Source organism: Spiroplasma ixodetis, from assembly GCF_059729505.1.
Map to the genome: position 1 here is coordinate 1,001,723 of NZ_AP038353.1, position 12,701 is coordinate 1,014,423.

General features: G+C 25.2%; 13 protein-coding genes and 3 pseudogenes. All 16 read right to left on the minus strand.

The features are described 5' to 3' along the window. Positions 1–449 precede the first annotated feature (449 nt). The 16 genes and pseudogenes from AC6I4F_RS06490 to AC6I4F_RS06565 all read right to left on the minus strand — a co-directional run bounded on the left by AC6I4F_RS06490 (position 450) and on the right by AC6I4F_RS06565 (position 12,693). A complete protein-coding gene (locus tag AC6I4F_RS06490) occupies positions 450–1,223 on the minus strand; it encodes an IS1595 family transposase (RefSeq protein WP_497873248.1) in 774 nt (257 codons plus the stop codon). 47 nt (positions 1,224–1,270) lie between these two features. After that, positions 1,271–1,555 carry an HNH endonuclease signature motif containing protein gene (locus AC6I4F_RS06495; protein ID WP_497873249.1) on the minus strand — a complete coding sequence of 95 codons (285 nt, stop codon included), beginning with the start codon at positions 1,553–1,555 and terminating at the stop codon, positions 1,271–1,273. A gap of 100 nt (positions 1,556–1,655) precedes the next feature. Further along, positions 1,656–2,783 (minus strand): annotated as a pseudogene (locus AC6I4F_RS06500) (IS3 family transposase). 84 nt (positions 2,784–2,867) lie between these two features. Beyond that, positions 2,868–5,270, minus strand: coding sequence for an extracellular solute-binding protein (locus AC6I4F_RS06505; protein ID WP_497873250.1), 2,403 nt, complete (start codon positions 5,268–5,270; stop codon positions 2,868–2,870). After that, positions 5,270–6,373 carry a spermidine/putrescine ABC transporter permease gene (gene potB / locus AC6I4F_RS06510; RefSeq protein ID WP_497873251.1) on the minus strand — a complete coding sequence of 368 codons (1,104 nt, stop codon included), beginning with the start codon at positions 6,371–6,373 and terminating at the stop codon, positions 5,270–5,272. Before potB ends, AC6I4F_RS06505 begins: the two co-directional genes overlap by 1 nt. A gap of 1 nt (position 6,374) precedes the next feature. Next, a complete protein-coding gene (gene potA, locus AC6I4F_RS06515) occupies positions 6,375–7,427 on the minus strand; it encodes a spermidine/putrescine ABC transporter ATP-binding protein (RefSeq protein ID WP_497873252.1) in 1,053 nt (350 codons plus the stop codon). A 20-nt stretch (positions 7,428–7,447) separates the two neighbouring features. Further along, complete coding sequence (locus tag AC6I4F_RS06520) at positions 7,448–7,981, minus strand: helix-turn-helix domain-containing protein (RefSeq protein ID WP_497873253.1); 534 nt, start codon at positions 7,979–7,981, stop codon at positions 7,448–7,450. A 361-nt stretch (positions 7,982–8,342) separates the two neighbouring features. Continuing rightward, positions 8,343–8,621 carry a hypothetical protein gene (locus tag AC6I4F_RS06525; RefSeq protein ID WP_497873254.1) on the minus strand — a complete coding sequence of 93 codons (279 nt, stop codon included), beginning with the start codon at positions 8,619–8,621 and terminating at the stop codon, positions 8,343–8,345. A gap of 289 nt (positions 8,622–8,910) precedes the next feature. Further along, positions 8,911–9,117, minus strand: a complete 207-nt coding sequence (locus AC6I4F_RS06530) for a hypothetical protein (RefSeq protein ID WP_497873255.1) — start codon at positions 9,115–9,117, stop codon at positions 8,911–8,913. Beyond that, a pseudogene (locus tag AC6I4F_RS06535) lies at positions 9,065–9,570 on the minus strand (NAD(P)-dependent oxidoreductase). The gene AC6I4F_RS06530 and the pseudogene AC6I4F_RS06535 overlap by 53 nt, the downstream one beginning before the upstream one ends. Before the next feature lie 81 nt (positions 9,571–9,651). Further along, positions 9,652–10,890: pseudogene (locus AC6I4F_RS06540) on the minus strand (IS256 family transposase). A gap of 57 nt (positions 10,891–10,947) precedes the next feature. Then, complete coding sequence (locus tag AC6I4F_RS06545; protein ID WP_497873256.1) at positions 10,948–11,334, minus strand: hypothetical protein; 387 nt, start codon at positions 11,332–11,334, stop codon at positions 10,948–10,950. A 2-nt stretch (positions 11,335–11,336) separates the two neighbouring features. Further along, complete coding sequence (locus AC6I4F_RS06550) at positions 11,337–11,528, minus strand: hypothetical protein (RefSeq protein ID WP_497873257.1); 192 nt, start codon at positions 11,526–11,528, stop codon at positions 11,337–11,339. A gap of 212 nt (positions 11,529–11,740) precedes the next feature. Then, positions 11,741–12,013 (minus strand): hypothetical protein, encoded by a 273-nt coding sequence (locus AC6I4F_RS06555; protein ID WP_497873258.1) that lies wholly within the window; start codon positions 12,011–12,013, stop codon positions 11,741–11,743. 12 nt (positions 12,014–12,025) lie between these two features. Continuing rightward, complete coding sequence (locus AC6I4F_RS06560) at positions 12,026–12,286, minus strand: hypothetical protein (protein ID WP_497873259.1); 261 nt, start codon at positions 12,284–12,286, stop codon at positions 12,026–12,028. 236 nt (positions 12,287–12,522) lie between these two features. Then, entirely contained in the window at positions 12,523–12,693 is a 171-nt protein-coding gene (locus AC6I4F_RS06565) for a hypothetical protein (RefSeq protein ID WP_497873260.1), read from the minus strand. Positions 12,694–12,701 lie beyond the last annotated feature (8 nt).

Genomic DNA, 12,701 nt, shown 5'->3' on the forward strand with positions numbered 1-12,701 from the left:
AATCATTTCCTAGCATTATTTTTTAAATAATCTAAAGTGAAAAATATAAATTAACGCTTTAACTTGCTATTTTTAACTAAAATATTAAAATAGGAAAAAATATTAAAATAGTTTAAACCTTAGTTTTATTTTATTAAAACTAAGGTTTAAAGTAAACCAATTAAATTTAGTTTTTATATTTTAATATTAATAATTTTAATAATCATATAAACTTTGCTATACACCTATTAAAATTATAAGGAAAGAAATACTCTGTCCTTAAAATAATATTACACTTATTATAAAAAAAGACAATATTCTTTTTAAAAAAGATTGAATATTTTTAATTAAAAAGAACACTAATAGTAAAATAATTTTTCTTAAGGATTTTATCCTTTTATGTACTATTTTTAAATTTTATCACATAAATGGAGATAAAACCCTATCTAGGAAATTATCCCCACATGTATCTAAATCAAACACAAAATTATAGTTTCAAAACTAGGTATCTTATTGAATTTATATGCAGCTTCTTTTGCATATAAATGAATATTATGTTTTAAAACTTTTATGTGTGTTCGGAAAGTTCGTCGGATGTGTTTTCATGCAGATTCAATCTGGTTTGTGTTTACACCTGTTGATGACACATACCCAACTTCATGATTTACGATTTCATGTTTGTGATAGAAGTTTTTAAAACTTCCATATCTCTTCCAAGAATCCGTAAATAGACAACACCCAGTAGAAATGTGTTTCAATGCAAATCATAAAAGGTTTTTCTCATCTGCTTTTTTCAATACTTTCACAATTAGTTTGTTGCTGGTTTTCTCATAAACTCCAACAATCAAGGTTTTAAAAAACAAGGATCTTCCTTGTTTTTTAAAACCTACATGTGAAAGATACATTTCATCTATCTGTGCTGTGCCATCATCAATGAACCCTGCATCTTGATTCCAAATTCTAGTTCTGATTTCATGACCCATTCTTCAAACTGTTTTATATGTCACACCCAATTCCCTTGCAACATCTGTTGACGGTATACCATGCTTTGTGTTTATTCATCTAAAGATGAGATAAAACCAAGATGTCAAAGGTGTTTGTGACTTGTGAAAAATGGTGTCATGAAGAATACTAAATGTTTGATGACATTTCAAACATCTTATTCTTCTCAAATCAGAAACATTCAAACTAGAAGAAGCACACCTGATACATTTCATTACTTTCAACTTCGCTATATATTTCAAACAATCGTTTTCATTTTGAAATATGCTATTGAATTTTTAATTTATGATTAATTTTTTTTAATATTACATTCAACATGCATTGGTTGTAAATTTTCTAAACTATTATTATTTGGATCACCATCAATGTGATCAATATTTCAAGCAAATGCTGAAGTTGGTTGTTCACCTTGATAAGCACCTTTTATCATTGGCAAACAACATCACGGACAAGGAACTTGCACATTCAATGTTCAAAATTCAGATAATCCTTTAAAATATTTCTCCATTTTTTGAATAGAATAGTTTCATATTTTTTCTTTGTCTTCTTTTTCTCACTTTTTACGACGTGCCACAATGAATTAACCCCTTTCGTATTAAATTATACTATAAGTTACAATATTTTTTTATATTTTTTTAAACTTAATATTACAATTTATGGAACGGAAACCTTTTTTAGGACTGTTTTTTGGTAGACATTTGTGCTTGGTGTTTTATGGGGGTTAAGTAGTTTAGAGTGCTGTGGATTCTTATGTTGTTGTATCAATTAATATAATCAAATAATTCTAATTTTAATTGGATTAATGATGTAAAATTTTTATCATTAATAAACTCTGTTTTGAAAGTTTTGAAAGTTGCTTCAGCAACAGCGTTATCATAAGGACAACCTTTTTTTGCTTAAAGAGCGGGTAATATTGAAGGCTAATAAAAGTTTATCAATAGTTTTATTATTAAATTCATTACCGCGATCGCTATGAAATATTTGAATATTTTTTAAACAACGATTTGAGCACATAAATGCTTGATATACTAATGATGCATCTTTTTTAGTACCTACAATATGTCCAATAATTTCGCGATTGTACAGGTCGATTAATAAGCAAATATAGTTTCATTTACCATTAACTTGAACATAAGTTAAATCACTAACAATAACTTCATTTTTAAGCCTATTATTAAAGTCTCTATTAACAAGATTAGTAATTTGAATATCATTGACTTTATTATGATAATTTTTGTATGATAATTTAGTGTATTTTGATATTAAATTATGTTTATTCATAATTTTTTTAATTTTTCGTCTTGATAAATTAATTTTCTTTTCTTTTAGAAAAACTTTTAATCTTCTTGTTCCATAAGTTTCTTTATTTTCTTTAAAAGCACTAATAACAACTTCATCATACATATTATTTTGAATTTTATCTTCTTTTTTCTTGAAATTAAAATAATATGTTGATTTAGATATTTTTAAAAAACGACACATTGTACGAATTTTATATTTAACTTTATTTTTAGTAATAATTTCTATTTTCTGCCTATTATTAGTGCTGCTTGCTTTAAAATATCATTTTCCATTCGTAATTGTTTTAATTCTTTTCTTAATTTAATTAATTCATTTTCTTCAATAGAACGGTTATCTTTGGTTTTAAAACTGCCTGAATTAGTAAATTGCTTAATTCAATTATAAGTAGCTGCTCTTGTAACATTGTACTCTTTAGCAAGACAAGACACTGACTTATCACTTTGATATAAAGTTACTATTTGTTTTTTTAATTCATTTGAATATGAATTAATATTGGCCATAATTATAATTTCTTTCTTTTAACTAATTTGTTCACTTGTTTACGTAATTAGTGTCCAATAAAGTGTAACCCATCCATTATTTTATTAACGTGCTAATAATCTATTATAAGCAGTTTGCATTTGTTGGTCAAAACTACGAGTATATAAACCGTTAAAATATCCTTCGTGATGCTTACTTGGAACTAATGGATCGGGTAATTGGCCATCTTTTGGAATATATACATGCTTTCAAATTTCTGTTGAAAAATTAGTACTAACTTCATCCATAGTTGCTTGTAAAGGTGAGGTATAACCAAATTCACTACTTAAATCAACTTGTGTTTGTTTTTGCATTATATAATTAATAAATTTAAAAGCTAAATCTTTATGAGGAGAATCTTTACTAATTACCATATCATCATTTCAAACATTAGTTCCCATATATGGTCTAACAACAAGGTACTTACCATTATAAAGATCAGGATTATCAGCAATTGCAGATAATAAATCACCGTTATACATCATTGCTACATCCCATTTATTTTTATCGCTAATTTCATCAACAATATCATCATTTAATAATTTTGTATTTTTATTTTTGATAACTGGTTCTAACCAATCAGTTGCATCTTTAATTTCGATTGAACTATGAGCATTAATATTATCAGAAAATTCATTTCCTACTTGATTATATTGACCTGAACCAGTATTTTCTCCTCATTTATTTTTATAGTGTAAATCAGTAAGCGCAGTCATAAATAAGTTATACATATCATCATTTAAAACGATACGTTTACCCAATTTTGCAGCATCTGTTAAAACACTTCATTGAACATTTGAACCATCATCATTAATACCAAGATCACGAATGATATTTGCATTAGTAGTATTAATTACTAATACAACATCACCTCAAAAATAAGGAATACTATAACTATTTAAACCAAATTTATTTAAAATTCCATCACTATTTTCAATTGGATATTTATTCATTAATTCATATAAATCATGATTAATATCTTCTTTTGGATTAAAATCAATTCTACTATCATACTCAATATCACCTGCAGAATTTTTTGTTGCAATTGGAAAAAGTTTATCTTCACTTGCTAATTTAGCAACCATATAATCACTAGGAACCATTACATCATAACTAGTAGTATACAATTTAGCATACAATGATTCATTATCATCAAAAGTTGAATATTTTATTTTAACTTGATATTTATTTTCAAATTCTTTTAAAATATTGGGATTCATATATTCGCCTCAATTAGCAATTGATAAATCATAAACATTAGTATAAATATAGAAAGCACCCAAACTAATAAAACTTGATAATAAGATGATACTAATCATAATTAATTTTCACGGTCATAGTAAAAAACGATACTTCTCTCTTCTTGATTTTGAGCGTTCTTCTTTTAACTCTTTCTTTTTTTTAATCTTATTCTTTATATGTTCAATTCAAATTGATTGCATCTCAAGTTTTGCTTCAAGTTTAGAAATTTGATTAATAAGTTTTGGGTGATTTTTAATATAATCTTGAATTTTAATAATATCTTGCTCAGTTACAATTTCAAAATTACCATCACTATATAATGATTTACGCTTTCTATCTTTACTCTTAACCTTTTTATAGTTAAAACTATTTAATTGTAAATAATATTTAGTTAACAACTTCTCAGTTTTAATAATTTTTTTATCATGATAAATACCTTTATCAATTTTTTCATTACGTTGTTTAATTTGTTTTTTGCAAAGAACATAAGTATTTCAAGAAATAATAAGTACTGCAATTAATAAAATAATAATTGTTGAAAAAGCATTAATATAAGGCTTAATTCGTTTTAAAGAATAAATAAAAGTTGAAACGTTAGAAGTATTACCACCAGTAAAATAAGAAATTAAAAAATCATCAAAACTCATAGCAAACGCAATAGCTGAACCGGCAATTATTGCTGGTTTAATTGTTGGTAATACAATTTTAAGTAGCGTATATCAAGGGGTCGCTCCTAAATCTTGACTTGCTTCTAATTGTGACATATTTATTGATCTAATTTTTGGTAAAACAGTAATAATAACATAAGGAATATTAAAAGAAATATGAGCGAAAATTAATGTTCCAAGACCAAAACTAACACCAAATGCCATAAATAATAACATTAAAGAAACAGCAGTAACAATATCAGCATTAACTAAAGGAATATTAGTAATCCCTAAAGTAATGTTACGTGTTATTTTTTTTGTTTTACTTAAACCCAAAGCAGCAAACGTACCAATAATAACAGCAACAAAAGTAGAAATAAAAGCAACAATTAATGTTACACTAACCGATTCTCAAAGTTCACTTTGTTGAAATAAATCGTAATAAGGCTGCAATGATCAAGAATTTCAACTGCGAACTGAATCACCACCATTAAAAGAGAATATCATTAAAACTAAAATTGGAGTATAAAATAATAAAAAGATAATAGCTAAATAACTATTTTTAAAAAAAGATCTCATTAATTAATACCTCCTATTTTTTTACCAGTAGTTCAACTATCAATCGCTTTTAAAGTAAAAATAATAATTAAAACAATAATACCTAAAATAACAGAAATAGCAGCACCATAAGCAAAATTAGCACCACGATAAAAATATGACTCAATAATATTTGCAATTAAAATAGTTTTTCCTTCACCAATATATTTAACTACTACTAGTGAAGTCATAGCACTTAACATCATCAAAGTAAAACCAGAAACAATACCAGGCACTGAAAAACGAAAAGTAACTTTTCAAAATGTTTTCATCTTAGAAGCTCCTAAATCTTGACTTGCTTCTAATAAATTGCGATCTGTTTTTTCTAAAGAATTATAAATTGGTAAAATAACGAAAGGCATAAACATATAAACCATTGCTAAAATAATACCAATTGGAGTTCCTAATAAAACATTAGGACCTAAAATACTAAAAATAATTTGTAATCCAATTGTACGTAATAAAATGTTAATTCAAATTGGTAAAGTAACTAAAACTCAAATATTTTTTGAAGCAATTTTTGTGGACATAAAAGCCATAATATAAGCAATGGGATAACCAAAAATAACAGCAATTAAAGTGGCAACAAATGAATAACCAATTGAACGTAATAAAATCATAACATATCTATTTTCTTTAAAAAAATCATTAAAATTACTAAATGTAAAACGAAATATTCAAGCATTATTAGTTGCTTTAATAATTGAATATAAAATTACAATTAATAATGGCAATACAATTAAAATTACCATCACCAATAAATATGGATAAGCAAGCGTAACTCATGATTTAAAACCAAAATTTACTGATTTATCTTTGATTTTATTTTTAATAAAAGTTATTTTTTGGTTTGTTTTTTTTCAACATAACAATGCTTTTTTCTTTTTTACTCGTTTCATTTTCGATTTATTTTTTGCTACCTCTTGTAAAGAAACATTATTTTTTTTAAGTTTAAACCATTTTTTAAATCTATACTTTTTTTTATTTTGATTATCAATAATTTTTTCTGGATTTGAATTATTAACTAACATATCTTGTGATTTTAAAATTTGTGTTTTAATATTACGTTTAAACAAATTTTTCATTTTACTCTTCAATTTCTTTTCACATAACATGAATATCTTCAACATTTCATTTTAAACCAACACGGTTACCTACTTCAAAATTATCAGTAGTATGAACTATCCATTTGCGTTTATTAGCAATAATTTCAATTTCTCATAATAATCCTTTAAAAGTAATAGTTTTAATAGTTCCATCAAAAAAACCACTACCTGCATTAACTAAATCAATATCTTCTGGTCGAATAACAATATCAATATTACGTTCTTGTTCACCAAAACCAGTATCAGAGCATGCAAATTTTTTACCGTCAAAACAAACACAATAATCATTAACAAATAAACCATTTTCAATAACATTCGAGCTACCAACAAACTGTGATGTTCATTTATTTTCGGGTTCATTGTAAATATCTTGTGGTGTCCCAATTTGTTGAATTTGACCTTGATTTAAAACAACTACCCGATCTGACATAATAAATGCTTCTTCTTGATCATGAGTAATAAAGATAAAAGTAATATTAATTTCTTCTTGAATTTTTTTTAATTCTACTTGCATTTGTTGACGTAATTTCAAATCCAAAGCAGCAAAAGGTTCATCTAATAATAAAATTTTAGGATTAAGAACTAATGCTCTAGCTACTGCTACTCTTTGTTTTTGACCACCAGATAAATCATTAACATCTTTATCTTCCATACCATTTAATTTAACCAAATCTAAAGCTTTTTTAACTTCTTTTTTGATTTTTTCACGATCAATTTTTCTTAACTTTAAACCATAAGCAATATTATCAAAAACATTTAAATGTGGAAATAAAGCATAATTTTGAAAAATAGTATTTATTTCTCTTTTATGAATTGGAATTTTAGTTAAATCCTTACCTTTAAACAATAATTGACCATTGTTTTGTTGTTCAAAACCAGCAATAATCCTTAATAATGTTGTTTTACCACAACCACTAGGACCAAGAATGGTAAGAAATTCACCTTCATGAATATTTAAACTAATTCCTTTTAAAACAACTTTACCATCATATTCTTTGGTAATATTACGTAATTCTAAAATATTTACACTCATAATTTCCTCCTTTAAATGGTTTAAAAAATTGGCGGATTTGAAACTCATAAAATAGTTGCAATTGAATTATTGGGATTTTCTAAATAATGTTTTTCATTACCTTTAATATAAAATGCTTCATTAGCTACTGCTTTTACTCTCGTTGCACCATAATGAACAAATACTTTTCCACTTAATACATATCCAAAGATCTGACCTTGAAATGGCGGAATTTTATTTGAATTACCAAATGGTTTTAAAGTTAAAATTACTGGTTCTAATGTTAATTTTTGAGCATTAGGAATAATTCATTTTATTTGATAATCTTCTTCGTCACTAACAGTAACATCTTGTGATTTAAAAACTATTTTTTCTTTTACTTCACCAGCAAAAAAGATTGATAATGGACAATCAAAAATATCTAAAATACTTTTTAGTGTTTCAATACTGAGTGAAGAAACATCATGCTCTAACTGACTAATAAATCCCTTTGATAAATCACAACGTTTCCCTAACTCTTCCATAGTTAAATTGTGTTTCAATCTTAAAGTTTTTAACTTTCTTCCAATTTTCATATTGATTATTTTCTCATTTTGTTTATTTATACTAAACTTTAAGTTAAATAATACAAATAAAATTATATAATATTTTTAAAAAAAACAATTATTTATTTTATTTTTAATAAATAAAATAAATATAAAATTATTAGTGTAAAAATGTGTAATAAAAAGAATAATTTTTTCATTTTTCTACTATAAATTTAAAAAATAAAATATATTTTTTTAATAAAGAAGAAATTAATGTGTTTTAATAAATTACTTTTTACATTGTTGATGTATTAGAATTGTATACACTTGTTGAAGAATATAAATTTTCTAAATTTGAATTTATAATTTTTTTTGAACCTTCAAAATCTAATTTTTGCTCTTCTTGTTTTTAATCATCTTTTTTTGCTAACATTTGAGTTATTTCAAAACCACCACCGATAGCACCACTAATGGCACCAACAGCAGCCCCCCCAGCAACTAAACCAATAACAGTATAAGTACCAAGAATAGCAACTCCTCCGGCTGCACAAGTAATAGAGGCTACATTAGTAGCAACTTTTGCAACATCACTGCCATCATCACCAGTAACAATAGTAGCAACATTAGGAACCGTAGAAGCAACTAAATTAACAGCCGCAACACCAATACCAACAATTTTTTGCAGCACCAGTAACAACTCCAATAGTGCTACCCGCTGCAGCACCCACTGCAATAAGTTCAATGGAAGTAACATTATTTTTACTTTATTATTTAATTTTTCTCTTTTTTTCTATAACAGACATATCTTTTAATTTTTCTTATTTGAAATTTAGAATAAAAAACCTATTTACTTTATTTTAAAGTAAATAGGTAATATTAAGTTTGATGTTATTATAACATAATACATCAGTATATATTAAAATTCATATTATTTTTTTCATATACAGTATGTAAAATAACTATAATCAATTATTAAATTAAATTTTATTTTTAAATTCTTGACCAGATAAAATTACTTTTAAATTTTCATAAGTAATTTCAATCATATTTTTAACAGCTTCATCAGTATATGATCCAATATGTGGTGTCACAATAATACGCGGATATAATGATAATAATTTATTTGTAATATTATCGGGAGTTGGTTTTCCAGCAAAATCTTTGAAAAAAAACTTTGATTTCATTTTCTAAAAAATCTAAACCAGCACCTTTTAAATGACCAATTTTAATTGCATCATAAACTGCTTCTAAATCCATTAATTCACCACGAGCTACATTAATTAAAACTGATCCAGGCTTCATTTTGCTAAAAAATTTTTGTCAACTAAATGATAATTTTCTTCTTTAATATATGGACAATGTAATGAAATTAAATCCGATTCTTTAAGTAAATTTTTTAAATCACAATAAGTTAGAATACTTTTTGCTTGATCACTTTCATAAATATCATATTTCAATACCTTTGCTCCCATTCCATGTCATGCCTTAGCTGCTTGATAACCAATACGGCCAGTTCCGATAATACCTATTGTTGAATTACGAATTTCTTTGGAAAAAACAAAATCATCAATTTTAAAATTATGGTTTTGTTGATGATTAGCACTATAAAATAAATTTCGAAGTAAGCCGTTTCCCATACTTACTGCTAGTTCACTAACAGCATTGGGCGAATAACCGAGGCTTTTTAATAATCTGTGTATCTTTGTTTTACAAATTTACTAGTTTAGATTAATTATATCTTCAAATTTTATCATAAAATGAGCAATTGCTGTATTTCAATTTTGAATGGGCATTGTTCATTTTTTTGTTATATTTTCAATTGCTAAGTAAAATATTTTGAAAACTACCATATCATTTGGAAAAACTTTTTTATTTCTAATAACTTTTCGTAATTGACTATTAACAGATTCAATAGCATTTGTTGTATAAATCACTCTTTTGATTTCTGCAGGATAACTAATAAAAACCATTAAATTATCTCAATTTTTATATCACGATTTAGCAATTTGAGGATATTGTTTATTTCATTTACTTTCAAAAGTTTCTAAAACTTGCATTGCTTCTTCTTCACTACATGCACTATAAATTAGTTTTAAATCTGTAACTAGTGATTTTTTATGTTTGTATGAAACATATTTTAAACTATTTCTAATTTGATGAACTATGCATAATTGATGTTCGGTTTTAGGATAAACTGATTGTATTGCTTCTGACATTCCTGTTAAATTGTCACTACAAGCAATAAGAATATCATTTAAGCCTCGATTTTTCATTTTTGTGAAATTAGATAATCAAAACTTAGAACCTTAATTTTCACTAATTCATAAACCTAAAAAATCTTTTTTACCTTCTAAATCAACTCCTAATGCTATATAAACTGATTTGTTAATAATGCGTTTATCTTGTGGTACTTTAACTACTATACAATCAAAATAAACAATCTGATAAACACTTTCTAATGGCCGATTTTGTCATGCTTTAACATCATCAATAACATCATCAGTAATTTGACTAATAACACTTTCACTAATATCAGCACCATGATATAACTCTTGTAACTGCATTCTAATATCTGATAAAGTCATGCCTTTGGCATATAATGAAAGAACTTGTTGATCAAAACCATCAAATCTTCTTTGTCTTTTTGAAACTATTACTGGCTCAAAATTACTATTACGATCTCGTGTTACATTAATCTCAATTTTAACTTGTTTGGTTATTAATTTTTTTGAATTTATACCATTGCGAGCATTATCACTATTATTATGTTGATTTTTTTCATATCCTAAATAATTTTGCATTTCAGAATTCAACATTTTTTCAACTAATCTTTTTGTTAATTCTTTATATAAACTTCCCTCTTTAAATACGGTTGTTAAATCCTCAGTATTTTCTAATAATAAATCTACTGCTTTTGATATTGGATCATTATTATTAATATTTTGTTTTTTAGACATACGTAAATCACTCTTTCTAGTTATTTAATTTTATTTACTAGAATTAATTAAACATAGTTATTTTTGTAAGTTACACAGATTACTAAACATTACCGAAATATCATCTAACTGATATCCCCTAGAAGAATAAACACCAGTTCTATTATTAAGTGTTATCTTTTTAACACCTACAACATCACTTTGATATTCAACATCCAAATCATTATCTAAACCACCTATAATTTCGCCACTAACTAATTTTAAATCCGGTTGGTCAACATCAAAATAAGCAGAATTTCATGGAATAGTTGCTCAATCATTAAAATCATTATACTTAACGTGTTTAATCATTTCTTTTTTAATATCATAATTAACAACATTAGGGTCATTTGAAGCAATTAAACTAGTAGGTGCTTGAACAGAAGTATTTACAACAAAAAATAATTTAGCTAACTTAAATCACATAATTATTTACCAATGAAAATTTTTAAAACTATTCAAAAACCATAAAATATAATAAATCCAATAAAAAAATGAGTTCCATAAACTACTAAATTTCATAAAATAGTAGTAAAATCATCAATTAAATTACCCATAAACATAGTTCAGTAATCAACTATACATTTATGAATTTGATTATAAATATCTCAAACACTCATACTTAACACCTACCCAAACAATGACTTAAAAATGAATTTAATACTACGATAAATAAAATTAAAAAATACACCTAATACTAACCAAAAAGTCAAATTAAATAAAATATAAACTTCATTATTGATATTTGGTTGATTTAAAAATACACCAATATCATTATTAGAAAATATAAAAATTAAATGCAATATACTATTCACAAAATCACTCATCATAATTAATCTTCTTTCTTTTTATTTTTCTTTCTAATAGAACTAGCAACTCTTTTACCCAATTTTTTAGAACCTCTACTAATTTTTGAAAATCCTTGTCTAGTAGAAACTGGTTGAATATCAATACTTAAAAACACTGACATAGCAAATTTAATTAAAAGAATAAAAACTACAAAAGTACCTAAATTAAAGCCTAAATCTGCCATTGGTAAATTTCAAAATTTCATAAAAATTTGTCCAAATAGTTCTAAAACTTTTGAAATAAAAGCAACACCCATAACTGATTACTCCTATATAATTTTTAATAACTTTAAAATTAATGAAAAAGTAAAAACAACTAAAATTATTGCTAATAATGGTACTGGCATAGAAACTATTTGCTGTGAACTATCACCAAAAATAAAACTTTTAATAACCAAAGACAAATTATGTAAACCAGAAAAATCAGTAATATAACTTTGCAAAATATTTTGCACAATATTATTTAAAGAAGGTAAAAGTTTACCTAATAAAGGAAAAACAAAAATTATTGCAAAAAATAATTTAATCATAACTATTACCTCCTAAAAACAATTTTAATTTTTTCTATCTAAATCCACGAATAATATTTCCAATAAATTCTTTAATAAATACTAAAAACATCATAAATATTGGAATTAAAACCGGTCAATTTGTCATTATTGAATCACCAGCAAATACTCAGTTAAAAACATAACTAAAAGATTATAATAATTTTTGGCCAATACCTCCAATCATTTCTATTAAAGCACTTAATCCTTTTGGCATACTAATCACATCCCTCCTCTAACTCTTTTCGTGCTCTTTCTTTACGCTTTTGTTCTTTACAATATCAACAATCTGGGTCAACTACATTGTGTTTTCTATGTTTAAATTTTCAAACTAACTTTTTAATAGTACCTTTAAAAGCCGAAGAAGTACCAAGCACAGCAATTATCACAACTATTC